General features: G+C 69.8%; 22 protein-coding genes and 2 pseudogenes. 15 read left to right on the top strand and 9 right to left on the bottom strand.

Going from position 1 to position 25,718, the window contains the following annotated elements; translation table 11 throughout:
* Positions 1–7 precede the first annotated feature (7 nt).
* Positions 8–178 carry a hypothetical protein gene (locus V7793_RS13245; RefSeq protein ID WP_336006052.1) on the bottom strand — a complete coding sequence of 57 codons (171 nt, stop codon included), beginning with the start codon at positions 176–178 and terminating at the stop codon, positions 8–10.
* Between the two features lie 269 nt (positions 179–447).
* On the opposite strand from V7793_RS13245, the pseudogene V7793_RS13250 reads away from it, so the two are divergent.
* From V7793_RS13250 to V7793_RS13275, 6 genes and pseudogenes are all read left to right on the top strand, one after another.
* Positions 448–729, top strand: a pseudogene (locus V7793_RS13250) (NAD(P)-dependent oxidoreductase); the annotation flags it as partial.
* A 50-nt stretch (positions 730–779) separates the two neighbouring features.
* Positions 780–1,980: pseudogene (locus V7793_RS13255) on the top strand (glycosyl hydrolase family 65 protein); the annotation flags it as partial.
* A 146-nt stretch (positions 1,981–2,126) separates the two neighbouring features.
* Entirely contained in the window at positions 2,127–2,408 is a 282-nt protein-coding gene (locus V7793_RS13260; protein ID WP_336006053.1) for a peptidylprolyl isomerase, read from the top strand.
* 234 nt (positions 2,409–2,642) lie between these two features.
* Positions 2,643–5,309: a SpoIIE family protein phosphatase gene (locus V7793_RS13265; RefSeq protein WP_336006056.1), complete on the top strand. Its 2,667-nt coding sequence runs from the start codon at positions 2,643–2,645 to the stop codon at positions 5,307–5,309.
* A 394-nt stretch (positions 5,310–5,703) separates the two neighbouring features.
* Complete coding sequence (locus V7793_RS13270; protein ID WP_336006060.1) at positions 5,704–6,849, top strand: hypothetical protein; 1,146 nt, start codon at positions 5,704–5,706, stop codon at positions 6,847–6,849.
* A 93-nt stretch (positions 6,850–6,942) separates the two neighbouring features.
* The gene (locus V7793_RS13275; protein WP_336006063.1) at positions 6,943–8,121 is read left to right on the top strand and encodes a hypothetical protein; all 1,179 of its coding nucleotides are present in this window, start codon (positions 6,943–6,945) and stop codon (positions 8,119–8,121) included.
* Between the two features lie 91 nt (positions 8,122–8,212).
* Here the strand turns inward: V7793_RS13275 and V7793_RS13280 are convergent, their stop codons facing one another.
* The 3 genes from V7793_RS13280 to V7793_RS13290 all read right to left on the bottom strand — a co-directional run bounded on the left by V7793_RS13280 (position 8,213) and on the right by V7793_RS13290 (position 12,577).
* On the bottom strand, positions 8,213–9,451 hold the full coding sequence (locus V7793_RS13280) for a PP2C family protein-serine/threonine phosphatase (RefSeq protein ID WP_336006066.1): 1,239 nt from the start codon (positions 9,449–9,451) through the stop codon (positions 8,213–8,215).
* 202 nt (positions 9,452–9,653) lie between these two features.
* On the bottom strand, positions 9,654–10,217 hold the full coding sequence (locus V7793_RS13285; RefSeq protein ID WP_336006068.1) for a dihydrofolate reductase family protein: 564 nt from the start codon (positions 10,215–10,217) through the stop codon (positions 9,654–9,656).
* A 137-nt stretch (positions 10,218–10,354) separates the two neighbouring features.
* Positions 10,355–12,577, bottom strand: coding sequence for an MGH1-like glycoside hydrolase domain-containing protein (locus V7793_RS13290; RefSeq protein ID WP_336006070.1), 2,223 nt, complete (start codon positions 12,575–12,577; stop codon positions 10,355–10,357).
* Positions 12,578–13,036: 459 nt separating this feature from the next.
* Here V7793_RS13290 and rpmF point away from each other — a divergent pair, with 459 nt between their 5' ends.
* Together rpmF and V7793_RS13300 are read left to right on the top strand one after the other, a co-directional pair.
* Positions 13,037–13,207, top strand: a complete 171-nt coding sequence (gene rpmF / locus V7793_RS13295) for a 50S ribosomal protein L32 (protein ID WP_058043214.1) — start codon at positions 13,037–13,039, stop codon at positions 13,205–13,207.
* Positions 13,208–13,210: 3 nt separating this feature from the next.
* Positions 13,211–14,407, top strand: a complete 1,197-nt coding sequence (locus V7793_RS13300; protein ID WP_336006074.1) for a GTP-binding protein — start codon at positions 13,211–13,213, stop codon at positions 14,405–14,407.
* Between the two features lie 239 nt (positions 14,408–14,646).
* Here V7793_RS13300 and V7793_RS13305 read toward each other — a convergent pair whose 3' ends face one another.
* Positions 14,647–15,237 carry a TetR/AcrR family transcriptional regulator gene (locus V7793_RS13305; protein WP_336006077.1) on the bottom strand — a complete coding sequence of 197 codons (591 nt, stop codon included), beginning with the start codon at positions 15,235–15,237 and terminating at the stop codon, positions 14,647–14,649.
* 288 nt (positions 15,238–15,525) lie between these two features.
* Between V7793_RS13305 and V7793_RS13310 the strand changes: the two genes are divergently transcribed.
* A complete protein-coding gene (locus tag V7793_RS13310; RefSeq protein ID WP_336006080.1) occupies positions 15,526–16,467 on the top strand; it encodes an alpha/beta hydrolase family protein in 942 nt (313 codons plus the stop codon).
* Positions 16,468–16,758: 291 nt separating this feature from the next.
* Here the strand turns inward: V7793_RS13310 and V7793_RS13315 are convergent, their stop codons facing one another.
* A complete protein-coding gene (locus V7793_RS13315; RefSeq protein WP_336006081.1) occupies positions 16,759–17,622 on the bottom strand; it encodes a hypothetical protein in 864 nt (287 codons plus the stop codon).
* 526 nt (positions 17,623–18,148) lie between these two features.
* Here V7793_RS13315 and V7793_RS13320 point away from each other — a divergent pair.
* The gene (locus V7793_RS13320) at positions 18,149–18,526 is read left to right on the top strand and encodes a VOC family protein (protein ID WP_336006083.1); all 378 of its coding nucleotides are present in this window, start codon (positions 18,149–18,151) and stop codon (positions 18,524–18,526) included.
* Positions 18,527–18,642: 116 nt separating this feature from the next.
* Here V7793_RS13320 and V7793_RS13325 read toward each other — a convergent pair whose 3' ends face one another.
* Both V7793_RS13325 and V7793_RS13330 read right to left on the bottom strand, forming a co-directional pair.
* The gene (locus V7793_RS13325) at positions 18,643–18,930 is read right to left on the bottom strand and encodes a hypothetical protein (RefSeq protein ID WP_336006085.1); all 288 of its coding nucleotides are present in this window, start codon (positions 18,928–18,930) and stop codon (positions 18,643–18,645) included.
* A 298-nt stretch (positions 18,931–19,228) separates the two neighbouring features.
* The gene (locus V7793_RS13330; RefSeq protein ID WP_336006087.1) at positions 19,229–19,552 is read right to left on the bottom strand and encodes a TfoX/Sxy family protein; all 324 of its coding nucleotides are present in this window, start codon (positions 19,550–19,552) and stop codon (positions 19,229–19,231) included.
* Positions 19,553–19,756: 204 nt separating this feature from the next.
* Here V7793_RS13330 and V7793_RS13335 point away from each other — a divergent pair, with 204 nt between their 5' ends.
* The 5 genes from V7793_RS13335 (at position 19,757) to V7793_RS13355 (ending at position 25,021) form a co-directional block, all read left to right on the top strand.
* Positions 19,757–20,071, top strand: a complete 315-nt coding sequence (locus V7793_RS13335; RefSeq protein WP_336006089.1) for a hypothetical protein — start codon at positions 19,757–19,759, stop codon at positions 20,069–20,071.
* A 632-nt stretch (positions 20,072–20,703) separates the two neighbouring features.
* Positions 20,704–20,982: a hypothetical protein gene (locus tag V7793_RS13340; protein WP_336006090.1), complete on the top strand. Its 279-nt coding sequence runs from the start codon at positions 20,704–20,706 to the stop codon at positions 20,980–20,982.
* Between the two features lie 236 nt (positions 20,983–21,218).
* Complete coding sequence (locus V7793_RS13345; protein WP_336006091.1) at positions 21,219–22,055, top strand: phosphotransferase family protein; 837 nt, start codon at positions 21,219–21,221, stop codon at positions 22,053–22,055.
* Between the two features lie 174 nt (positions 22,056–22,229).
* The gene (locus tag V7793_RS13350) at positions 22,230–23,921 is read left to right on the top strand and encodes a carbamoyltransferase C-terminal domain-containing protein (RefSeq protein WP_336006092.1); all 1,692 of its coding nucleotides are present in this window, start codon (positions 22,230–22,232) and stop codon (positions 23,919–23,921) included.
* Positions 23,918–25,021: a glycosyltransferase family 2 protein gene (locus tag V7793_RS13355; protein ID WP_336006094.1), complete on the top strand. Its 1,104-nt coding sequence runs from the start codon at positions 23,918–23,920 to the stop codon at positions 25,019–25,021. Before V7793_RS13350 ends, V7793_RS13355 begins: the two co-directional genes overlap by 4 nt.
* A 24-nt stretch (positions 25,022–25,045) precedes the next feature.
* Here the strand turns inward: V7793_RS13355 and V7793_RS13360 are convergent.
* A partial coding sequence (locus tag V7793_RS13360; protein ID WP_336006095.1) for a galactosyltransferase-related protein occupies positions 25,046–25,718 on the bottom strand: 673 nt, incomplete at its 5' end.

Genomic DNA, 25,718 nt, shown 5'->3' on the forward strand with positions numbered 1-25,718 from the left:
GCCCTCATCACTGCTCGCCCTCCGTTTCCACGCCATGTGCCTCGGCGATACGCAGCGCGTCCTCCAGTTCGTCCTCCGCCACGGCCACCGCGTACGCGTCCCCGGCTTCCTTCGCGGCATCGAGAGCCGTACGCGCCCGGCGCACCCGATCCCGAGCCGCCTCGACGAACCCACCCACCCAGACCTCCACACCCGAAACGACTTGGCTATTACGGCAACTGGTGAATTGAAGAACTCTTCAAGTCTACCTCAGGGGGGCGGCGAGACCGAAGCTCGTCAGTGCGGTGTCCGGGTCCGGTAGTTAGAGCTGCAGCAGGTCGCTGCGGCTGACGATGCCGACGAGCTTTCCTTCGGTTCCCGGCCCGCCGGGCCGCCGCGCCCCGGGAGCGAGCCGGTCGGCCCCAGGAACCGGGGGTTGTCCGGCCCCTGCCGTGCCCGGCGTGCCCCCGGGACTTCGACTTCCGGCTCAACGGCCGGATGGGCCGCGACTTCCACGGCCGGACAGCAGGCGTGCTCGGTACGGGCAGGATCGGCACCGCCTTCGCCCGTATCGCCGCGGGCTTCGGCATACGGCTGCTCGGGTACGACATCGCCGCGAACGAGGAGTGCCGTGCCCTGCGCATGGAGTACGTCGACCGCGAACGCCTGTTCTCCGAGTCCGACCTGCTGAGCCTGCACGCCCCTCTGGTGCCGGAGACCCATCACATCGTCGACGCGCGGGCACTTTCCCTCAGGGCTGGTCCGGGCGGATCCACATCGAATCCGGCCTCGACGGGCACGTCATCAACGGCAACGTGCACCGCTACCGGGCCCTCGACCGCAACCACCTCACCGCCTTCCGCACCGGTGAGGCGGAGCCCGGCACGATCTGGCTGTACTGCCGCATCAGGACCTCGGACATCGGTATCGGCATGGCAGAACACACCGCCGTCACCGGATGCCGTCCGACGTCCTTCTCCGGGACCGGCGACGGCCACAAGGCTGCCCAACACGTCGAACTCACCCTCGACGACGGACAGTCCGCCACCGTAGACAAGCGCGTGGCACTGCACACCTCCCGGGACCGGGCGATCAGCGACCCTCTCTCCGCCGCCGTGGAGCGGGCATCGTCAGCACCCGACTTCGACGCACTGCTGCGTTCCCACAGGGCCGCCTGGGAAGAGCTGTGGAGACAGGCGGACCTCAGCGTGCCGGGGGAGGCGACCACTCCGGCCTCCAGCACCACGTCGGCTCCGCCGTCGCCTACAACGTGTGGCAGTACTGCCAGGCGACGGGACGACAACGCCTACACGAACGTCACGGCCGTCTGGGTCATCACACGCGCGCTGGAGCTGATCGGCACCCTGCCGCCGCGGCGCCGGCAGGAGATGCTGGAGCACGGAGGCCTGGACGCCGGGGAGCCCTCCCTGTGGGAAGACGTCTCCCGTCACCTGCGAGTACCGTTCCAACAAGGTGCCATCAGCCAGTTCGAGGGCTACGAGCAGCTGGCCGAGCTCGACTGGGACGGCTACCGGGAACAGTACGGCGACATCCGCCGGCTGGACCGCATCCTGGAGGCCGAAGGCGCCCCTGGAGGGCGACGTCGCCGACCTCCAGGGCGGCACCACGGCCGAGGGCATCCACCTCGGCGCGATGGCCGGCATCCTGGACCTGGTGCAGCGTGGCCTGACCGGGCTGGAGACCCGCGGAGACGCCCTCCGGCTCGACCCGGTGGAGCTCCCCGAGCTGTCCGAGTCCGGCTTCACCATCCGCTACCGGGGACACCGGGGACACCGGGGGATCGGGGTGCGGCTGCGGCGCCGGCAACTGACCGTCAGCGTGCCGGACTCGGAGGAATCCCCTGTCAGGGTCGCCCTACCGGGCCGTTCGCTCACCATCGACCCGGGGGAGACGAGAACACTGACGCTGCGCCGAGGGCGACCGGCCCGGCCGGTTTGGCAAGCGAAGGCGTGGTGGCCCGGTGGCGGGGGTGGCACGTGAGACGATGCCTGGCGGCCGTCCGATGAGGCCGGCTCACGGGAGACGAGGGGATCGACGGCAGGTGGGTGCCGTAGGCGTTGCACCTGAGAAGGTCCCTCGGAGCGTCTTCCCGGTGATATTGATATGTACTCGAAGGGATGTAACTCATGGCTAAGGCTTCTGCGCGTCACATTCTGGTCAGTTCCGAAGACAAGGCGAATGAGCTGAAGGCGCAGGTCGAGGCCGGGGCCGATTTCGCCGAGCTCGCCAAGGCGCACTCCACGTGCCCCTCCGGCCGGCAGGGCGGTGACCTGGGTTCGTTCGGTCCGGGGCAGATGGTTCCCGAGTTCGACACGGTCGTCTTCTCGGCCCCGACCCATGTGGTCCAGGGTCCGGTGAAGACCCAGTTCGGATACCACCTCATTGAGGTGACCGCCCGCCAGGACTGACACGGTGGTCGCCGTCGCACGGATTCACCGATGACGCCGGTGCGGTTCTCCGTCGCACCTGGCCGAGGTGGTCCTGCCGGCCGCTGATGTCCGGCCCGCCCGCACCGCTGGGTGCAGGCGGGCCGTGTCGTGTCTGGCGGACCTGATCGGCCACGGGGAAAATGGTGATCCAGGTTCTCTCGAGGGCGCGAGCTCTCCGGGCGAGATGCGGAGCTGAATGCACATCGAGCGGAGATGAATGCCGGGGTGAAGTCCTCCGGTGGCCCGGCGGAGCCCGCTGCGCCGCTCGCACCCGGCCCCGGCGCGGGCGAGAAGGGGCTCAAAGCCGGTGCCCTGGGACTGTTCTCCTCGGTCGCCATGGGCCTGTCCTCCACCGCTCCGGCGTACAGCCTGGCGGCGACGCTCGGCCTGATCGTCGCAGGGGTCGGCCTCCAGGCGCCGATCGTGACGATGCTGGCCTTCGTCCCGATGCTGCTGATCGCGTACGCCTACCGGGAGCTCAACGCGGGCGACGCCGACTGCGGCACCACCTTCACCTGGGCTTCCCGTGCCTTCGGCCCGCGCATCGGCTGGATGGGCGGCTGGGGCATCATCGTCGCCGACGTCATCGCCATGGCGAACCTCGCCGAGATCGCCGGCATCTACGGCTTCCGCCTGCTGGGGTTCGACTCGCTCGCCGAGAGCCGGCTGTGGACCACCGTCGCGGGGGTCAGCTGGATCGCCGTGATGACCGCGGTCTGCTACGTGGGCATCGAGGTGTCGGCGGCCCTCCAGCGCTGGCTGGTGTGCGCCGAGGTGGCGGTGCTGGTCCTGTTCGCGGTGACGGCCCTGGTCAGGGTCTACACCGACGGGCCGCCGACGGCGATCCACGTCTCCGCCTCCTGGTTCAACCCCCTCCATGTGCCGTCGGCCGAGGAGCTGACCGCGGGCCTCCTCGCCGCGGTCTTCATCTACTGGGGCTGGGACACCGCCGTCGCGGTCAACGAGGAGACCGCCGACAGCAGGCACACCCCCGGACGGGCGGCGGTCGCCTCCACCGTGCTCCTTCTGGGCATCTACGCCCTGGTGGCGACGTCGGCGCAGGCGTTCGCCGGGATCGGCACCGAGGGCACCGGCCTGGGCAACACGGCCAACTCCGGCGACGTGCTCTCCGGCCTGAGTGGTGCCGTCTTCGGCACCACGGGCTCCGGCTGGTTCCTCACCAAGCTGCTCATCTTCACCGTGCTGACCTCGGCGGTCGCGTCCACCCAGACCACCATCCTGCCGCTGGCCCGCACCGTCTTCTCCATGGCGGCCCACAAGGCCGTCCCCTCGCGCTTCGCCCGGGTGCACCGCAGGTTCCTCACCCCGACCTGGTCGACCGTCGGCATGGGCCTGGTCTCCATCGGCTTCCTCGTCCTGCTGACCGTGATCAGCCACGACGTGCTGGCCGACTCCATCAGGGCGGTCGGCCTCGCGATCGCCTTCTACTACGGCCTCACCGGCTTCGCCTGCGTCTGGTTCTACCGCGAGCGGCTCGCACGCAGCCCCCGGGACCTGCTGTTCAAGGGGGTGCTTCCGGGGCTGGGCGGGCTCCTGATGCTCAGCCTCTTCTGCTACGCCGCCTTCGTCGTCTACGCCGCCCCGGACTACGGCTCGACCTCCTACGACCTGCCGATCCTCGGGCGCACCGGCGGGGTGAGCGTCGTGGGCCTGGGCGCCCTGCTGGTCGGTGTCGTCCTGATGCTGGTCATCACGCGAGAACACACCGCCGCCCTCAAACTGCAACGCGGTCTGCTGCCCCACCACCTGCCGTCGCTGACCGGGGTCGAGGCGGCCAGCCGCTACGTGCCCGCCGACAGCCGCTCCGGGATCGGCGGCGACTGGTTCGACGTCATCCCGCTGTCGAGCTCCCGGGTCGGCCTGGTGGTCGGGGACGTGCGCGGCCACGGGCTGCGCGCCGCCGCCACCATGGGCCGGCTGCGTACGAGCGTACGGGTCCTTGCCCGGCTCGACCTCGCCCCGGACGAGCTGCTCGCGCGCCTGGACGACGTGGTCGGGCGGACCGCCGAGGAGCGCGCCGCCGAGGAACGGGCGCAAGGCCGCGGCGGGGGCACGCCGGGGGCCGACGGCGACGAGGCCCTGGGGGTCACCTGCCTGTACGCCGTCTACGACCCGGTGTCCGGCCGGTGCAGCATGGCGCGCGCGGGCCACTCGCCGCCCGCCGTCGTCGACCCCGCCCGCGGTGCCGTCAGCCGTCCGGGCCTCCCGGAGGGCCCGCCCCTGGGCCTGGGCGGCGCCCCCTTCCAGAGCGTGGAGCTCCAGCTGCCCGCCGGCAGCCTGCTCGCCCTGTTCACCGACGGCCTTGTCCAGGCCCCGGACCACGACACCGAGACGGGGATCGGCCTGCTCACCGGCGTCCTCACCGAGTGCCGGCGCCCCCTGGAGGAGCTCTGCGACCGCACCGTGGCCGAGCTGCTGCCCGGACCGGTGGACGACGACGCGGCCCTGCTCCTGGTCCGTACCCGGATGCTCGACCAGCAGCAGGTGGCGGTCTGGGAGCTGGACGCCACCCCCGAGAGCGTCGCGCGGGCCCGGTCCCTCACCAGCGGGCAACTGGGCGAGTGGGGACTGGAGGACCTGTCGTTCACGACCGAACTGGTCGTCAGCGAGCTGGTCACCAACGCCGTCCGTTACGCCTCCGGCGGGCCGGTCCACGTCCGGCTGATCCGCGACCGCAGCCTTGTCTGCGAGGTCGCCGACACCGGCCACACCTCGCCCCACCTGCGCCATGCCGCCGCCGACGACGAGGGGGGCCGGGGCCTGTTCATCGTCGCCCAGCTCACCCAGCGGTGGGGCACCCGCTACACCGCCACCGGCAAGACCATCTGGACCGAGCAGCCCCTGCCGACCGCGGAGTGAGTCCCCCGGCTCCCGGAATGCGGCGTCAAGTCTGTCTGCTTTCCATATCGTTGACGTCCCGCCAGACCCCAACCGGTCATCTCTCACGGCACACCCTCCTCTCAAGGACTCACCCGGTGCGGCCCGAGCGTCGGCCGCACCGCCTTTTCGACTGCCGTCCGGCCCGATCAGTACGGCCCACGTGCACCGCAGCCCGGTGAGCACGGTGCGCAAAGAGCATTGGTGGACGTGGCCAATACGTGCTGATCCTGAAAAGGAACGGTTGTTATCCGTCACGCGCGCGAGCATCATGTCCGAACTGGTTCTCCCGGTGGCAAAGAACCGACCATGGCCCGCAAAAGGAACCTGTCCGGACCTTCCTCCCGTCCAGTGCATCACGAAGGGAAGACGTCCCATGTCGTTCATCACGGTACAGAACCAGCTCTACAACGCACTGACCCAGGGGCTGGGTCAGTCGAATCAGACCTTCCAGCTCCTCCAACCGGCGGCCCCTCTTTCCACGGAGGGCGGGGACACATTCCTCTGGTCCTTCCTCAACAACATCCCGCCGCTCTCGCTGGACCAGAACTACACCCAGAGCGGCGGGAACCAGCTCTTCTCCGACTACAAGGGGGTCATGTCCGCCCTGCGGCCGGCGACGAAGATCGATGTCAAGCAGGAGGTCGGCGAGGAGAACTTCCAGAATTTCGTGAGATACCTGCAATCACTGAAGCCGATACCTCCGGTGAACCAGTTCCCCGACATATTCTTCAACTGGGCGATGGTGAACGCGCCCGACGTCGCGCAACAGGGGGCGTCGGCGTACGCGGCGATCATCCTCGACCCGATCGGTTCCGCGCAGCAGGCCTTGATGCCCTACATGCAGAGACCGCCCGCGCCACCGGACTGGGCCCGGGGCTACGACGCCCTGGTGCGGGACCTCGCGCAAGCGCCCCAGCGGGCCTTCGAGATGCGCAGCTCGACCACGAGCTCGGACGTGAGCAAAACATGGTCCTCCGGGCGGCGTTCCGTGCTGTTCGGCCTGTGGAGAGGAAGCGAGAGCACCGAGCGCCTGAGTGAATTCTTCGCGCAGAGCGAGGTCAGCATCAGAGCCTCCTTCGGGCACGTGCTGAGCTTCCAGACGAACGCCGGGGCCTGGTACGGCTCATCGGCTCTCGGTACTGCCTACAGCAAGAAGGGCGACCCTCCCTGGCGCAGCGGTAGTGCGATCACCTGGGACAGCACATTCGGGGCCTCGGGAAACATCCAACGGGTCACGGTCAATCTCCTGGTGGCCGACGCCATGGACATCAGCGTGACCGCCAGGACGTCGTTCAGCCAGCAGGACCAGCAAATAATCCGGGGCAACTCGGGCTTCGGGCTCTGGCCGTTCTACAACGGTAGCCGAGAGTACGGAATGACAACGAACACGCAATTCAGCGACCGGGGCGAGACCACGATCACCACCAAATCCTCTCCCGGCGTTCCGGTGCTGATCGGAGTCAACGTCCTGCCGATCGGCCGCTTCCTCGGCTATACGTCGGCAGCACGTGAGCAGTAGCGCCTGTTCGGAGGCGACGCCGATGACCTGACCGGCCAGGGGCCGGCGGCCCCTGGCCGGTCAGGAGTGCCCGACGAAAGGACAGTCAGCGCCATGCCGGCCGTTCCGCCCTCACCGCCCGACCCGATGACCGAGCTCCAGAACCGCTGGTGCAACGCCGTGCTGAAGAACTTGCCGACTCCTCCGTCGACCACCCAGCTCATCCAGCCCGCGCCCCCACTGGCCCCGTCCGACACCGCCCTGTGGGCCCATGAGAACACCGTCCCGCCCGCATCCCTCACCTTCAACCGGCAGATGGCGGAGAGCACGCTCATCTTCGACGAGTACGCCGCCGTGATCCAGGCGCTGTCCGTCCCGGAGAGCACCTTCGTGACGGCGATCGGCTCGGGAATCCATCAGGAGTGGCTCAAGTACCTCAGGGGACTGACACCCCGGCCGGACGAGGACAGGCTGCCCGACGTCTTCTACGCCTGGGCGATGACGCACCACCCGGATGCCGCGAACGAAGGCGCCTCCGCACTGCGGGACATCGTGCGCCTGGGGGCCCTGCAGAGGCTTCTTCGCTCCTACCAGGGACCGCCCCCGAAACCTGCCGAGTACCTGGGCGGCATCAGGGAGCTGCTGAGCATGCTCAGGAACTCTGGATCCGCGTCGGTTTCCTTCAGCAGTGCGACAACGAGCGGGGATGTCTCCGGCACTTGGACCGGCGGGGTGAACAAGGACTTCTCGGGACTGTGGGCCGGTGCCGATCGGCTTGACGCGACCACCACCAGATTTGCCCGAAGCACGGTGACCGTGGAGGCCGAACTGGGTGCGTACGCGGTCTGGCCGGTCAATCCCGACCCCCGCTGGTACGACTCGAGCCGGCTTCACGAGGCATACACGAAGCGCTCGAGCCCACCATGGGCCTCCCAACCTCAGCTGCACTGGGACATGGCGTTCGGCGAGAAGTCCGGGAGGCTGCAGCGGGCGATCGCCTCGCTGCTGGTCGTGGACGGACTCACGAGCGTGGTCACCTCGGATGCCGCGTTCCCTTCCGACGCCCAGCAGGTCATCAAGGCCGAAGCGGCTGCCGGCCTGTGGCCGTTCTTCGTTCCGACCGGCGACGGCGTCACCAACAAGGCCGACTTCGACAAGGGCAAACCGAGACTCGAAACCACTACGCCGGTGGGCAGGCCGTTGGTCATCGGCGCCCATGTTCTCCCCATCGCCAGGTACCTCGGCGGTTCGAGTCCCACCCCCGGGGCAATCGGCTGCCAAGAGGGCACCTGACCGAGTTTCAGGCCATCCCGGCCTTGTGGGTCGTGCCGTTGGTGTCCGTGACGGTGCCGGGCCGGCAGGCGTAGCGGCCCGGCTCGAGCTCTCAGGCGGCTTCGGTGGGACTGCCTCCGTAGTGCCATTCGATGAGTTCGGGGTGCCATTCGAGGAGCAGGATGGTGGCGTCGTCGCTGAGGGCGTTGCCCTGGTATTCGAGGATCGCGTGGATGAGCAGCCGCAGGACTTCGGAGGGCTGCTGGCCGGCGGCGGAGGAGCGGATGATGAAGTCGGTGAACCGGTCCAGGCCGAACGCCTCGCCGTCCTTGCCGCGGGCCTCGGTGACGCCGTCGGTGTACAGGAGCACCCGGTCACCGGGTTCCAGCGTCGTGTTGTACGCCTCGCGGCGGGTGGGTTCGAGCTGGAACGGCAGCCCCATGGGTGGCTGGGGCGGGCTTTCCAGGGCATGCTCCAGCACACCCTCGTTGCGGATCAGCAGGGGAGGCGGGTGGCCGCAGTTGCACCACCGCAGCACGCCGGTGTCCACGTCCAGCTGGCACACCACGCCCGTGCAGAACTGTTCGGGAAGCCACTGGGCGAGCGTCTGATCAACCGTCTCGATCATGTTCGGCAGGTCGACGCCGGAGCGGCGGCCGTTGCGGCAGCCGGCCATCACCACGGAAGTGGTCAGTCCCGAGACGAGGTCGTGGCCCATCCCGTCGAAGATGCTGGCGTGCAGGATGTTCTTGCTCACCGAGTGGTCGAAGGCGTCTCCGCCGAGTTCGTAGGCGGGTTCCAGAACGGCGGTGGAGATCACGCCGGTGCGGCCGACACTGCGTGGCGGCAGGAAGGCACGCAGCATCTCGGTGGGCAGATCCATGCCCTGCGTGCGTATGAGGGCGACGAACCAGTCGCTGTAGGTGCGCTTGGAGGTGACCACCAGGGACAGGACCCGCGCCAGCATCCGGCACCGGCGCAGCCGCACCCCGTCCAGCACCCCGGCCCGCACGCCCAGCACGCCGAGCCGCTCCGCGCCGTCCACCATCGGCAGCCACACCACCACGTCCTCCTGGGACTCGTGGACCCGCAGGGAAAGTGTGCGGTAGGCCCACCCTCCTTCGCTGGAGTCCACCGGCAGCCGTTCGGTCTGGTCGTCGAGAGGGATGAGCAGATGCTGCTGGAGGTCGACGAGGTAGATCGTGGCGCTGTTCAGGCCGAGTGCCCGGGCGCACCGGTTCACGAGTCCGGGCAACTGGTAGGGGACGATCGCATTGGCCTCGGCGAGCAACCGTTCCAGCGTCTGCTCGTCCGCCCCGGTGGTGACCGCCCAGTCGTCCCTGCCGGCCATGACACCACCTCCACCCCTGTCAGTCTCGCATCTATCCGTCCGAGTCTCATTCCGGGCGGAAGGCGGCGGCGCTCGCCGGTGGACAGGAAGACATCACCCGCCCGCGCACCTACCATTCGCACCTGTCGTTATTCGCACCTGTCATTTCCGTACCGACCCGATGCCCCTGGCTCTCCGGACCCGCAGAGTCCGGCTGCTGTGGCTAGCGCGTCACGCGGTGGCGGAGGTAGACGACCCCCGAGCTGAAGGTGCGGGTCTCGACGAGTTCGAGGTCCACCCGGCGCTCGCGCCGGGGGAAGAAGGGAATGCCACCGCCGACCAGTACCGGGTGGACGACGGTCCGGTACTCGTCGATCAGGCCTGACGCGGCCGCCTCGGCGGCGAGAGTCGCGCCGCCGATCGCGATGTCGCCCTCTCCAGGCCCGGACCGCAACCGCTCGATCTCCTCCGCCAGGCCGCCGGAGGCCAGGCGGGCATGGCCCTGCACCGCCGACAGCGTGGTGGAGAACACCACCTTCGGGAGCGGATTCCAGAGCGCGGCCCACTCGAGCATGGAGTCGTCGAGCGATGGATCCTGGTCGGCGGTCTCCCAGTACAGCATCGTCTCGTACAGCCGTCGCCCCAGCAGATGGACGCCGACCTCCCGGATCTCGTCGATCCAGAAGCGAAAGACCTCCTCGTCGGGCGCCGTCCAGCCGAAGTCGCCGTCCGGCCCGACGATGTAGCCGTCGAGCGAGACACCCATCGAATAGGTCACGCTGCGCATCCGGAGTCCTCCTCGGTATCGGGTTCGACAGTAGACCGCCGGATGCCGCAGGACTTTTGCGGCTCGCGGGATTCCCCGGGCCTCGTCATCCGTGCAACGCCGGGAGCCCGAGGCCGCCCTCGGAGCCGAGGTCTCGGCTACCGCCCCGTGATCAGCGGCAGCAGAAGCGCCGCGGACCAGCTGAAATTGGGGGAGTTGAGGGCGGCTCCGCTCAGGGGGTCGTAATTCTCCATGATCGGTCCGTTGCCGGTCAGACCGGCTGCTCTCCCGGTCAGCTTCACGGCCAGTGCGTCGGCGTCGCGGCCGAATCCGTAACGGCGCATCCCGGTGATCGTGAAGTATGCCTGGTCGAGCCAGACGGGGCCGCGCCAGTACTGCCGCGCGGCGAAGTAGGGCGAGCTCTTGGAGACCGTCGGCAGAGGCATCTCGGTGCCGAACTCGGTCGGATCCAGCAGCCGTCCGCGTACAGCGGCGGCTTGTGCCCGGGTCGTGATGCCGCCCCACAGAGGGATCGCGCCCTCGATGCCCCTTCCCCGGTCCGTCAGCCGGGTGCCGGAGCCGAGCGCGGTGTCGTGGAACCAGCCGGTTGCCGGGTCGTACATCCTCGCCCGTACGGCCCTGCCGGTGGCGGCGGCCTTGGCTCGCCAGGTCTCGGCGGCCTCCCGCATCCCCAGCTCCGCGGCGATCCGGCCCAGATGTTCCTGGTCGACGGCGAGATAGGCATTGAGGTCCACGGACTCCTGAGTCAGCGAGTAGCCGATCACCCGCCCCGAGCCGTCCCGGTTCCGCACGACCGAGGTGCCCGGCGCGGCGTCGAAGCGGGGCGCGTTGTCCATGCCGCTCTCCCAGGCCGCGGCCAGCCGCTGCTGCCCGGTCGAGCCGTTGGCGGGGTCCACGGTCGCGCCGTACTCCGCGAGCCCGTTGTGGTCATGGTCCCGGTTGCGGTACCACCACTCCTGGTACGCGGCCAGCTTCGGGTACGCCTCCCGCAGGAAGCCCCTGTTCCCGCTCCGCTCGTAGACCTGCCACACCGACCAGGCGCCCAGCGGCGGCTTGCTGTTCCGCTCGTTCCAGTTGGTCCCGCCCCGCTGCGGATCGTTGTAGAAGACGGCGTCCGGGATCATCCCCGCGTCCTGCGGGCGGGTCGTGGAACCGGGTCGTATCTGATGGTCGAGCACCGAGCGGATCTGCGCCTCGGCGAGCCCCGCATCGAAGCGCGCCGTGCCGACCGCCTGCTTCCAGGTGTCCCAAGCCCAGAATCCGCCCGCGAACCACTTGTACGAGAGGGACGGCGTGATCCCGTCGTGTGCGAGGCTCCCGGCGGCGCTGCGCCAGTTGGTCACCAGCGTCTCCAGCGCCTTGACGGCGAGCCGCCGCCGGCCGGCCGGTACCCCGGCGGTCACGCCGTCGACGTACCCGCGCCAGCGGGCCTCCGCCGCCCGGACGGCCCGCGCCGGGTCGGCGAGCACCCGCCGCACCTCACCGGCTTCCGCGATGCGCTCGGCCTCCGTGAAGGTATAGCTCTCGGTCCAGTCCAGCGAGCGTGCCGCGCCGGGCGCGAGGGTGAAGGGCGCGGCCAGTTCCGTACGGTAGGAGTCCCCGTCCTCCGACAGGGTCGTACGCACCGGGTCCCGGTGCCGGACCTCGAACCGTTCGGTGCCGTCGGTGAGGAAATCGTCCGCCGCACGCACCTTGGCGAAGTCGACGGCGACGCCCCGGGACGCGACGACCAGCGACGGCGCCCGTCTCATGGGTGCCTCGGCAGGCCGCAGCAGACTTCCGGACCAGGCGGCGCCGAGGGTGCGCGGGGTACGGCCGGTGTTGCGCACCATGGCCCCTACGAGCGCGGTGCGGTGCGTGGCGTACCGCAGCTCAAGGGTGAGTCGAAGGCCGCCGCCGAGGTCGTAGGCCTGGAACAGGGATCCGGGCCGGGAGGTGAAGCGCGGCGGTCCGCCGCCGGCAAGGCCGAGCGGGCGGCCGTCCTCGCTCAGCTGGATGCGGCTGAAGGAGGTGCTCAACCACCAGGGGTACTCCTGGGCGATGTAGAGGGGACCGGTGAATCCGCCGTAGCCGCCCGGGGCGCCCCCTGCCGGCAGGGCGTACGCATGCCAAGCCCCACGGTCGGCGAAGACGTTGACCGGGTTGTTGTCCTTTTCGCGTCCGGGAAGCGCTGCCGTCGGGGTACCCCGTAGATCGAGCACGTCGTCGTTGCCGGCGCAGTCACAGGCGTAGTTCAGGGAAGCCGCCCGCCGCGGTGGGGCGGCAGCCGTCGGCTGGAAGGCGGCGGTGGCCATGGCCAGGAGGAGAGCGAGGGTGAACAGGGTGAACGGGGCGAACAGAGCGCTCGGGCGGGGGCGCATCGGCGAACTCCAGTTCTTCAAGAGGCGGGGGCGAGACCCGACGAGGGTGTTCGGCAGCATGAAACAAGCGCTGCGTCCGTACCATGCGATTCCTCCTCTCCGGCCGGAACTCGCCCCCGCCGGCGGGTGCACCGACCGGCCACCGGGGGCACACCCCTCAGCTCTCGGCCTCGGTGCTCTCACTGCCGTGCGGTGCTGTCGATCAGCACGTCGTGCTGCCGGTTGGCGATACTGCCTGCCCGCAGGGCGCGCACCAGTGCCCGGGGTCCACTTCGAGTGATCAGCCATGGGCGGCTCCCGTACGTCCCGAGCCCGCTGCCTGTCGGTTTCGCGCCCTGTCTGTGGCGATGACGGGGGGTGCTCGTGTTCAGCCCGGAGATCTTGTGGCGGCAGAGTTGGTAATGGGATCCATTTTCATATAGCGTCGATCGTGCACCGACCGGAGAGGACCCCGAACCCATGGCCGTACCCAAGCGGAAGATGTCCCGCAGCAACACCCGCCACCGCCGCGCGCAGTGGAAGGCGGCCGCGCCGCACCTCGTGCCGGTGACCGTCGACGGCGTAGCCCACCTGGTGCCGCAGCGCCTGGTCAAGGCCTACGAGCGCGGCCTGCTGCGCCCCGAGGGCTGACCGATGACGGGCGTGCGCGGCCGGCTGCCGGTCACCGTCCTGTCCGGCTTCCTCGGGGCGGGCAAGACCACCCTGCTCAACCACGTGCTGAGCAACCGCGAGGGTCTGCGCGTCGCGGTCATCGTCAACGACATGAGCGAGGTCAACATCGACGCCGCGCTCGTGCGCGGTGGCGAGGCCGCCCTGTCGCGCACCGAGGAACGGCTGGTCGAGATGACCAACGGGTGCATCTGCTGCACCCTGCGCGACGACCTGCTGGAAGAGGTCGGCCGGCTCGCTCGCGAGGACCGTTTCGACCACCTCCTCATCGAGTCCAGCGGCATCTCCGAACCGATGCCCGTGGCGGCGACCTTCGCCTTCCCCCGCGACGACGGCGCCACCCTGGACGACCTGGCGCGCCTCGACACGATGGTCACCGTCGTCGACGCCGCCAACTTCCTGCCCGAACTGGAAGGAGGGGACGGGCTCGCCGAGCGCGGGCTCGACCAGTACGAGGACGACGAGCGCACCGTCAGCGACCTGCTGATGGACCAGATCGAATTCGCCGACGTCATCGTGCTCAACAAGGCCGACCTCGTCGACGAGGAGAGTGCCGAACGGCTGCGGGCAGCCCTCGCCCGGCTCAACCCGCCCGCCCGGATCGTGACCGCCACCCGTGGGCGCGTGGCCCTCGGTGACGTGCTCGGGACCGGGCTGTTCGACCTGGAGCGGGCGCAGCAGGCCCCGGGCTGGGTCATGGAGCTCAACGGGGACCACGTTCCGGAGACCGAGGAGTACGGCATCTCCAGCACGGTCTTCCGCTCGGACGCCGCGTTTCATCCCGGCCGCCTGTGGGAGTTCGTCACCGAAGGCCTCGACAGCGGGGCCTACGGCCGGATCCTGCGCTCCAAGGGGTTCTTCCGGCTGGCGAGCCGTCCCCGGGTGACCGGCCTGTGGTCGCAGGCCGGCTCCGTCGCCCGCTTCGAGCCCTCCGGATTCCGGGACACGGACACGGACGGTGCGCAGGGCCAGGAACTGGTCTTTATCGGCACCGGCCTACGCAGCGAGGAACTCCGGGCCGCCCTCGCCGACTGCCTCATGCAGGACGGCGAAGGGCTCCCGGCCGCCGACCCGTTCCCGGCGTGGGACACCTACGGGATCGACGACGCCTGCGAGCACGAGCACGAGCACGATCGCCCCGCGCTCGTGTCGCAGGGCTGAGGCCTCCGGGCCGGGCAGTGGTCGCAGCCACGGCACTGCCCGGCCCGGTACATCCTGCTCGGCGGCACCGGTGCCGGTGCCGACCGGGAGGCCTGATTTCAACGGTGACCTTGCCGGGCGCGAGGCCGTGATCGCCCAGGTGCGCACCGTTCGGATGGCGTGCGCTCGGTGTCATCCCCACCAGGGCAAGGGCCCCCGGTCAGGGCAAGGGCCTCCGGCCGGGGCAAGGGTGTGATCGGTCAGCAGGATTGGCGTAGTCCTGCGACGAGGTGTGCGACCAGTCGGCGTGCGTCGTAGCGGGGGTCGCTGTCGGCGCCGATGCAGAGGTTTCCGATGCCGCGCATGAGCTGGTAGGCGTCGAGGCCGGAGCGGATCTCGCCGGAGGCAGTGGCCGCGTCGAGGAGCTGGGTGCACACCGGCAGGAGGCGGTCGAGGAAATAGGCGTGCAGGGCTTCGAAGCCGGAGCTGTCGGTCTGCAGTGCGGCGGCGAGGCCGTGTTTGGTGACCAGGAAGTCGACGAAGAGGCCGACCCACTGTCCAAGGGCGGCGTGAGGAGTCGGGCTCGTCGTCAGCAGGGCCGGCCCGGCTTCGGCGCAGGCGTCGACCTGGTGGCGGTAGACGGCGATGATGAGGTCCGCCCGGGTGGGGAAGTGGCGGTAGATCGTGCCCATCCCGACGCCGGCCTTGGCGGCGATGTCGCGTACCGGCGCTTCCACGCCCGACGCGACGAAGACCGCGGCCGCCGCATCCAGCAGGGTCTGCTGATTGCGCCGGGCGTCCTTGCGCTTGGATCCGGTCGCGCTTCCCGCGCTCTGACCGCTGTCGTTCACCGCGACGCTCCTTCTGTGCTGCACCGCTTGCAAAGCGGAACAGTGCTCCGTATCGTAACCGGAACAAGGTTCCGCTTCCCTCATGGTGGCAGACCGGGGGGCAAGGCTGTCCATCGCCCTCCGCCATCCATCACCTTCCCCCGGAGAGAAGAGCGCGCGCGGTCATCGACACCCGGCGTCGATGTGCCTGCGCACGAGAAACGCTCCTGCGTTCCCTGCCTGGCCTGTGCCCACCACGCCGGGCCCACCACGCCAAGACTCCGAAGAAACTGGACGGAAGGCACTTCCATGTCCGACACGAACACCATGACTGCACAGAAGACCGCAGGCGCGCCCACCACGGTGGTATCCGCGAAGCCGGTCGTCGTGCCCGCCCCGGGCCGCGGCGAGGACCTCCAGGTCCGCGTCTCCGCTCCCGCGACCGGCGGCGAACTGCCCGTCATCGTCTTCTCGCACGGCTTCGGTTGGTCGATGAACGGCTACGCGCCACTGGCGGACTCCTGGGCCGCCCACGGCTTCGTGGTCATCCAGCCCACGCACCTCGACTCCAGGACACTCGCTCTCCCCGCCGAGGACCCGCGCACGCCGCGGATCTGGCGCTTCCGTATCGAGGACCTCAAGCGCGTACTGGACGGACTCGACATCCTGGAAGCCTCCGTCCCAGGCCTCGCCGGGCGCCTCGACCGCAGCCGCATCGCCGTGGCAGGCCACTCCTGGGGAGCCCAGACGGCAAGCACACTGCTGGGCGCGCGCATCCTCGACTCCGACGGCATACCCGGCGAGGACCTGTCCGACCCCCGCGTCAAGGCGGGCGTGCTGCTCGCCCTGACCGGCCTGGGCGACGACCTGACCCCGTTCGCCGCCGAGAACTTCCCCTTCATGAAGCCGTCCTTCGCCACCATGACCATGCCCGCCCTCATCGTCGCCGGGGACAACGACCAGTCCCACCTGTCCACGCGCGGACCGGACTGGTTCACCGACCCCTACACCTACAGCCCGCGAAGCAAGAGCCTGCTCACGCTCTTCGGGGCAGAGCACTCACTCGGAGGCATCCCCGGGTACGAGGTCGCCGAGACGACGGATGAGAGTCCCGCCCGCGTCGCCCTCGTCCAGCAACTCACTACGGCCTTCCTGCGCAGCGCCCTCTACTCCGAGGACACCAGCTGGCAGGCGGCGGCCACTGCACTGGAGGAAGACCCCAACCCGCTGGGGAAGTTGCAGACCAAGTAGGCGAGCCCCACGGGCCGGATAGCAGCCGTCATTCCGGCCTTCTCTCCCGAGGGCCGTCACCTCGGCCGTGCCGCCGCCGGAAGCCTGCGGTGACAGCACTGGAGTGACGGGGCAGGCGTCGCCGCCGAGCGGAGCATCGGGAGCAGTGTGGCGTCAAGGGGTCACGCACGCCTTTGCCGCGGCCCGGCGGTGCGTGGCGTAGGAAGCGCCCTTGGTGTGCACCGGCAGTAGGACGGAGCGGGTGCCGGACAGCGGTAGCCGTCCGGTGGGTGCCGTCTCGTGGCGATGTGTTCACGATGATGTGCAGATCGCCTCTGCAGTGACTTTCTGGGCTGTGCCTGTCGTGTTCTCGGCAGTGATCTGCCATCCGGTGCCGTTGGCGAGTGCGCGAGAGGCGCCGATGAATGCCTGGCCGCTGGGGAAAGAGCCACCACCGCTGGCCACTTGGCCGGGGTCGCAATTGGCGGTCGCAACCGCCTCATCGCCGGGCTGGACGGTGATCTGGTTGCCGAGCCGGGGCTCATGGGCGACCGTCGAGCACAGGGCGACCGCGTTGAAGCTCTGCACCGCGTCCGAGTTGTTGAACACTACGGCGTGGTACGAATTGGTCGACGAGGTGAACCGCAGCCCGACGACGTCGGAGCCTGTCGCCTCCCACCCTCCACCGCTGGGTACCTGGTTGGCAGGGCAACTCAGGAAGCTGCTGACGCTCTGTTGGCGGGCGGGTACCGTGAGGGGGGTGTCGGCCACACGCGTGTGGGACTGGGCGGTGCAGACGGCAAAGGCTGAACCTCGCCGCTCCACGGGCGATTTGTTGCTGAACCTGACTACCCATGCATTGCCTTGGGGTGAGGAGCCGGTCAGGAAGAGCCCCTTACCGGATCTGATGCCGCCGCCTCCGCTCGGTTCACGGCCCGCTGGGCACGACGCGATGGCCGTTGCGGCCCCGCCTGCCGGGATGACCACCTCGGCGCCTTGACTCCCGGTGTGATCCATGGGGGCTGCGGCTCTGGGCTCGGAGACCGGCGCGCTGCTCGTCCGGCCGGCAGCATCGGTCATTCCTGCGGTGAGGGTCAGGGCGGCGACCGCCGCCATCACAGGCATCCTGATCCACTTCACTTCGGCCTCCCCGGTGGTGCAATTACTGGAAGGCATGCATGCCCGATACACCCGAAAGAACCCGGAAAGTCACCCGTGTGAGCTAACGAGACTCAAGGACTCCACTCGCGCGAGTGGCCACCCCAGGAAGGAGGGGAACGCAGGGGTCTGGATGTCCGTGGTCGGCACCGCTCCGACACCGGTTCGGCCGGCGATCCGGGGCAGACCAGACCCGGTGGCGTGTGCCGGCGGAGAACAGGGGCGTTGCAGGTGCGGAAGGGGTGAGTCCGCAGGGCGGCGTTTGAGGCCGCGGTCGTCCATCATGCGGGAGTACAGCTGCCGTCGGCAGGCGACGACGGAGAGGAGGCCACCCTCCTGGAACGAGCGCCAGGTCGTCTGTCGAAGTCAGCTTTCTCGCTGCACGGTCAATGGCTTTGCCCGGCTGTCCGGACAGGGTGGCCCTGAAATCGCTTCGACCGTGCCGGTCTCGTCCGGTACGGTCGCCGGGTCGTTCACTGCCGGGAGCCCATGAGGTTCGAGTGTGGCCTCCCCGGCAGTTCCCAGGCTGAGAGCAGGTTTCGTCATGGCGTGTCGTATCAGTGAGCTCGTCCTCGGTTGCCGCGACCCTGAGGTGCTGGCGCGGTTCTGGTGCGAGGTCCTGGACTTCGTCGTACTCGATCGCGAGGAGGACTGCATTGAAATCGGTCCGCGCGAAGGGTTCGGTGGTCCGCAGCCGACGATCATCCTCAGTCGCAGGGATGAGCCGGAGAAGGGGAAGTCCCGGCTGCACATCGACGTCAACGCCACCGACCGCGATCAGGACGCCGAGCTCGAACGCCTCCTGAAGCTCGGTGCGCGTCCGGCCGACATCGGCCAGACAGGGCAGGAGCAGTGGCATGTCCTGGCCGACCCCGAAGGCAATGAGTTCTGCCTGCTCAAGGCCCGCCTCAGCCCACTGTGATGCTCGTCGGTCACGCCTTGGTGCCAGGTGCCGAGGGTCTGGCTCGTAGCCAGGTGTGACGGGTGTGTCGTGAGCACGACGGAGGAGCCGCGCCCCAGCCCTGCTCGTCGGGCGTCCTAAATACGGACGCTGTGTCCCGAGCTGGCGGCGAAGGTTCCGCCGGCCGGGACGGGCTCTGCGGGTCCGGTGCAGTCCGGGGACGAGTGGACGAATGCGACGGTGCGAGTGCGGTTCTGGATGGACAGTGGCGCGTTGAGGTTGCGGTAGCACCCGGACGGGTTGGTGAAGGCGCGCCCGTTGAGGACGAGCTGACCGGATGCGGCGGAGGCCGAACCCGGGACGGTGAAGGAGAGCGTCAGCGCGGCGGCCAGCGCACCGAGGGCCTTCAGGATGTGGCGTCGCATGGAACACCCTTCTGTCTCAACTAGGCTATAACGCCACATAGTTGCCCTGACGCGGGCTGTGTCATGCGCCGACCGCTCGCACGAGTGACGCCGTAGGGGAGTGGAACGTCAAGACGGCGCCACTGGCCGACTCTGTGAAGAAGACCGCTCCGCTCCCGCCCGTGGCGGGAATCCGGCTCGGACGTCAGGGTGGCGGCGAGCCGGAGGACATGTCGATGAGAAGTGATGTCACCGGCCCGCTACGGCCGGGCCGTTTCCCGGTGACGTCGGCGTGGCTCCGGGCTCAGCCGGGGCAAGGTCACTTGGGCGGTAGCTCGGCGGTGACGTCCATGGCCCAGGTCAGCCAGTCGTCCAGGACGTCGTCGTCGAGGGTTTCCTCCGCCGGCACGACCCAGCCCTTTTGTTCCTTGCCCCGGATCACCAGAGGCGCGGCGCCGGGGCGTGCAAGGGTCTCGGCGGTTCCTTCCTTGCCGACGCGCACCATGAGGCCCTCGTCGTACAGGTTGGCCAGCGCGTTTCCGTGGAGGAGGAAGGTCAGGCCGTTGAACATCTTCTTTGCGACCACCCCCTCGGGCTCCAGCCGCTTTTTGATGCGTTCGGCGAGTGCTTCGTTGTAAGTCATGGCGCCACCCCGTTGCCGTGCCGGCCGCGGTCAGGAGTTCCGGCCGACTGGTTCCTGGCCCTGGCGGTGCGGCTGGAGGCCACCAGGTGACCGCGATCCAGGCCGCCATCGCCCCGCTCCCCGTGCCCAGGAGCACCGGACCCGAGGCCGACCCCACCCCCCACCGGCCACCGCGCCGCCGTCCGTGAACTGCCGGCCACCGACGTGGCCGCCTACGTCGCGGCCCGCCCGGCCGCCGCCCCCGCCTGCTACACCTTCCACGCCACCGTCCCCGCCGACGCCGACGCCGAAACCGTCCGCGCCCGCACATACGCCCTCCCCGACCGGGTACGCCCCCTCGACGAGACCACCAGCACTCTCGACCTCGCCGCCGACAACCCCCACCACATCGCCGAACAACTCCTCGGCATCGGCCTCGGCCCCCTCGCCCACCGTCTGCTCCGCGCCGCCCGCGCTCTCACCGGCCCGGACCACCAGAGCGAAGAGCGCACAGAGCCGGGCACCCGGCACAGGCACTAGACGGCCGATCTACGGCTGCCAGGCCGTGGGCATCCGTGTTCCGCCGGCCCGCGGCATGCTGGTGACCTTCGACCGGCGGCCGGCTGAGGAACACATCCCTGGCCTGCTCGCCCTCTCCGACGACTGCGAGGGTGCGTCGTTACACCAGCCGATGCGGCAAGCTCTGCACGCGTCCTCCCCCCACGACTGCTCTGCACATCCGGCAGTCGTCTTGATATACGGCTCTGCTTGGCTTGAGTTTTCGTGCGGAAGTGCCGTCGCGCTGTGCGTCGCTCCCACGCATTCCTCTTCCTGTGCCGGGGAGCGGCCTCGATGTGCGAGCTGTGGCTGAGCATGGGCTCGGTCGTTGCCGGCACCCGACGTTGCGTCACACTCCGGATCACACGCGGGGGAGCAGACTTCAGCCGGCAGTTGGGGCCGGCAGCGCTGGAGCACCGAAAAGGGACCTCCCGGCGTCTTCCTGTGTAAGTGCAACTCACCGGCAGCAGCTAGGATTTGGTCGTTCTTGAGAAGGGGCGTTGATGGGTACCAGGTTTATTGAGGTAGACGAATCGCGGCAAAGCGAGCCGGGCGTGCGGAAGGGAGGCAGAACATTGACGGTGGGAGACCAGTCCATCACCCAGGAGGCATGGGTGAAGGTCGAAGCTTACGACGACCTCGATCCGACCGTGACCGGGGATGTCCATCTGCACACGTTCGCAGTCCCGGGTATGGAAGTGCGGGTCGGGGCCGCGAAGGACGATGAGGATGGAAGCAGCGAATTCGAAGCCAGGTTGATCCCGTCTGTCCAGTATTACCAGATCGAGCTCGGGCCCGACTCGCTGAATAAGCTCCATGATGCGCTCAAGCCCTTCATCGCAGCCGCGAAGGAATGCGAGCCGCCAAAGGGTCGCAAGGCGCGCGCCAAGTAGTCCACAATGTCCCCTCCCGCGAGGGGGCATTGCCAATTGCGGACGGCGGGGCCTGCCTTGTTGGAACAGTCGCCTTATCCGGTGTCCGCAAGTGCCGACAACGGCGGCGGCACATTTGTCACGACGCCATCTCATGCGTACCGCTGTGGCGGACGGGGCAGGGCACCGGCATGTCGAATGCGATGGCGGAGCGGGCTCGGGCTGCCGCCCGGCAGCTCGGTCTCCACGTAACGGATGTGACGGCCGCACCCTGGGGCAGGGGGACGACGTTCTTCGCCGTGACGGCGGACGAGAGGCCGGTGGTCGTGAAGTGGTACGCCGGTGGCGACCACGGCATCGCGGAACGGGTCGCGCGCAGCGATGAGTTGCGGCGACGTGGTCACCCGACGGCCCGGACGCTCGTCCATGGGCCGTCGCCCGGCGGGTACACGCTGGTGCAGGAGCGGATGCCGGGCGCTCCGGCAGTGAAGGGGCCGGGCCCGGAAGCGTTGCACGCGCTACGGGCCGCGGTGGAGCTGCAGGCCGGAGCGGGGGAGGGGAGCCCGCGCGGGCAGTGCTGGATCGCGGCCGCCGTGCGGGACGATGCCATGGGCTGGTGGGCCGCCGCACGGGCCCGTTCGGCGCGGGCGGCCCGGCTGTGCGATCGTCTCGGGACGTGGCTGGCGGCGGCGCCGGCTCCGCAACCGCGCACGGACCTCGTGTTCGGTGATCTCAATTTCACCAATGTCCTGGTGGCCGGCGACAGGCTCTCCGGGATCGTCGACATCGACCTGCTGAACGCCGGGGACCGGTGCCTTGACCTGGCGCGTCTCGCCTTCGAGTACGAGCTTCTGCGGGTGCGGGGCGGGGACGGGCGGATCGCGGGGCACCGTGACGACCCGGTGGACGTGCTCGCCGAGGACGTCCTGCGGATCTCCGGGAGAGGCGGCTTGAGGCAGGCCGTCACCTTTATCGCCGTGGCCAGGCTGGGCTGGCGCCCGTCCGACGGCAAGGGGGATCCGCAAGAACCGACTCTCCGCGCGACCGAGCGGCTCATCGCGACCGAGCGGCTCATAGGGAGGCCCTACCGCTGAGCGGAGGCGCTGCCGGAACTCCACGGGACCGCCCGGCTGTTTGCGATCCGCAAGTCCGCCGAACCGGCCGATCGAGGAGTGAAACGGGACATCCGTCGAACAGACACGGGGTCGCGCGGCCACGTCACGTCACTCTGGTGCGGCAGGCCATGCGCTGTCCTCCTGGAGGTGCGGATGATCGTCCTCGGTCTCGTCGGCCGCCCCGATGTCCCCGGCTGTCACGACGGCGCCGTCTGTCTCGCCGTCGACGGCAAGGTGGTCGGTGCGCTGGAGCAAGAACGCGTCAGCCGCCGGCGGCACGCCCCGGGCGAGGGCCCGGAGGATGCCGTGCGCGTGCTGCTGGACGCTTTCGGTGTGCATCCCCGTGAGATCCAGGCGATCGGCTACGCGTGGGCGGACGCCCCACCCGGCACCCCGGTCACCGAGGCGCCCGGCATCCCCTGCGGGGTGCACGTCACCGATGCCCTGACCGGGACGATCCTGCCGAACCTCGCCTCCCGTCTGGGTACACGCGACATCACCTTCTTCGACCACCACCTGTGCCACGCCGCGGGTGCCTACTTCCTCAACCCCTACGCGAGGGCGGACATCCTGGTCGCCGACGGCTGGGGCGGCGACGGCTCGACCTCGCTCTTCCACGCCGACCACGGCCGCTTCCGGCTGCTGGAGCGCTACGACAAGTGCTGGTCGCTGGGCATGTTCTACGGCGCGGCGGCCGCGTACGCGAAGCTGGGCTGGTGGGGCGCGGGCAAGCTGATGGGGCTGAGCTCCTACGGCCGCACCAGCGACATGCGGTTCCTCTCCTTCGACGCCGCGACCGGCGGCTTCTCCCTCGACCCGCGGCTGCGGGGCGACCTGGCGGGCGGCCCGAGCTGGGAGAAGCTGGGCAAGCAGTGGCTCGCCGCCTTCGAGGAGAACGTGTTCCCGTACACGGACTCCTCGGCCAACGCGTTCGACTACGCGCCGTTCGCCGCCGACGCCCAGCTGACCGTGGAGGAGGCCGGGCTCGCCCTGGCCGCCCGGGCCCGGCGGCTCTCCGGCGAGGACACCCTGCTGCTGTCCGGCGGCGTCGCGCTCAACGCGCACATGAACCGCAGGATCGCGCTGGAGAGCGGCTACGCCAGGGTCTCCGGCACGGTCGCGCCCAACGACGGGGGGACGGTCTTCGGCGCCGCGCTGCTCGCGGAGGCACTGTTCGGCAACATGCCCGCCCCGCTGCCCGCCGAGGCGGGACAACCCGTCTTCTTCGGGCCACCGGTGCCGGCCCGGGCGGTCGAGAAGGCACTGGAGCGCGCGGGCTGCACCGCTGTCGCCCTGGAGCAGGACCGGCTGCTGTCCGAGGTCGCGGCCGCGATCGCGCAGGGCGAGGTGGTCGCCTGGTTCGACGGCCCGAACGAGTTCGGGCCCCGGGCGCTGGGCGCCCGCAGCCTGCTCGCCTCGCCCCGGCACCGTACGACGCTGGACCGTCTCAACCGGGTCAAGGGACGCGAGCCCTGGCGGCCCGCCGCCCTTTCGCTGACCGCCGAGGGCTTCCGCGCGCTGGACATGGAACCCCCGGTGCAGGGGCTGAGCGACTACATGCTCAACATGCACCTGGTGGGCCGCGAGCGGATCGAGCGCGCGCCGGCGGGAGTGCACGTGGACCGTACGACCCGGGCGCAGCTCGTCCCCGACGCGGACAGCGGGTTCGGGGCGCTGCTCGGCGCGGTGGCCGAGGAGACCGGACTGCCCGGGGTCGTCAACACCTCGCTCAACATCAAGGGGGAGCCGATGGTGCTCACGCCCGAGCAGGGGGTGGACCTCATGGTGGCGAGCCCGGACATCGATCTGCTCGCCATGCCGCCCTACCTGGTCAGGCGTTCGTGACGAGGGCGGTCGCGACAGCCACCGTCCTGGACGGCCTGCGGGCGCACGGCAACGACTACTCCGGGGCCGAACGAGCCTTCCGCGCCCGCACCGGTCTTGCCCTGACCGGCCTCGCCTTGACCGGTCCCGCCCCGACCGGCCCCCTCGACCGTATGCCGGAGGGGATCTCGGAGCCGGTCTCGGTCGTCGTCGCCACGTACAACGGCGCCCGGTCGCTGGCCGGAACGCTGGCCGGGCTGGAGGCCCAGCTCTGGCGCGGCTTCGAGGTGGTGGTCGTCGACGACGGCTCCGACCCGCCCGTGCGCCGGATGGTGTTCGACGCGGGCCTCACGGTGCCGGTGTCGGTCGTCCACAACCCCGTCGGCCTGGGCGCGGGGGCGGCCCGCAACGTCGGGCTGACCGTGGCCCAGGGCTCCACCGTGGTGTTCCTGGACGACGACATCCGCATGTCACGGGATGCGCTGGCACTGCTGGCGCTGCGGCAGCAGCATACCGAGGGCTGCATGTTCACGGGCTTCCGGGACAACACCGGCCCCGACGTCTTCTCCGCCCCGGACGGTGCGCACCCGCCGCGCATCGAACGGGACTGGCGGTGGCTGAGCGACCGGGGCGGTGACCGTTACGTGCTGACCACCGCCGCCCGGGACGTCCCTCACTGCGACCGGACCTCGTTCGAACTGGTCAAGGAGAGCCGGTACTTCAAGGACTTCGGCCACGGCCGGGTGATCGGCTTCTGGGACCTGCCCGGCATGGTCAGCGGCCACAGCCTCTGTGTGAAGCGTGCCGACGCGGTGAGCGTGGGCGGGTTCCCCGAGGAGTACGCCACCCGCTGGGGTGCGGAGGACCTCGCCTTCGGAGCCCTGATGGCGGCCAGTGGCATCTTCGTCGTGCCCGCGCTGGACTGGGTGGCCTTCCACCTGCGGCACGAAGGCCGGCGTGTGCCGCGCGCCGTCGAACACGCCCGGCTGGAACGGGCCCTCGACCGCTACCGAAGCATGCTGGGAGAGCCGTTGGCGGAACGCCGCTTCCCCCGGCACCGGCTGCGACGCGCCGCGGGTGCCGGCCGGCCGGGGGCCGAATGCTACGAACTGGTGCCGTGAGCGCGGCGGGAGCCGGCGGCAGCCTCAGGGCCTGGCCGCCGCCCGCGCGTCGGCCAGGTCCTGCCCGATCATGGCCTCCGGACCCTCGGCCGTCCGCCGCGCATACAGATCGCTGTTGGCCTCCCGCTCCGGCGTACCGCTGTAAGGGTAGGAATGCTCGAAGTGCAGACAGCTGATGTCCGTACCGGTGTCGGCCCAGGCCATGGTCACCGGAGTCCGCGAGGCGACCTTCACGAACAGGTCGTCGTCCTCGCCGCCCCAGCCGTAGTAGCGCCTGCAGTAGCCGCCGACCGCATCGAACAGCCGGCGCTCCAGCAGCATCGCGCCCCAATGGAAGGGGGCCCGCCAATCGCGCCGGTCGCCGGGGTCCGGCGCAGGGCCCGGCGGCGGGTACATGACGGCGACATCGGTGACCCTGCCGCAGTGCAGCATGCTGCGCCGGACGATGACCTCGCCGGGGAGCGGTCGCAGCACCCCTCCGGGGCTCGCGGTCGCCGTGCAGTAGGGCCGGCCGTCGCGGCCCGGCCGGGGACGCAGGTCGACGACTGCCCTGTGCTCCGCAAGCTCCGCAGCCCCGTCCAGCCGGTACATCCACGGCTGCGCCCAGGCGCCCCCGCGGCGACGTGCGGCCGCGAGGGCCCGGCCCAGGTAGTCGCGCCCCAGCGGCGCCACGTCGGCGTCGGAGAGGTACAACGTC

The organism is Streptomyces sp. KLMMK (assembly GCF_036961605.1).
Taxonomy (GTDB): domain Bacteria; phylum Actinomycetota; class Actinomycetes; order Streptomycetales; family Streptomycetaceae; genus Streptomyces; species Streptomyces telluris.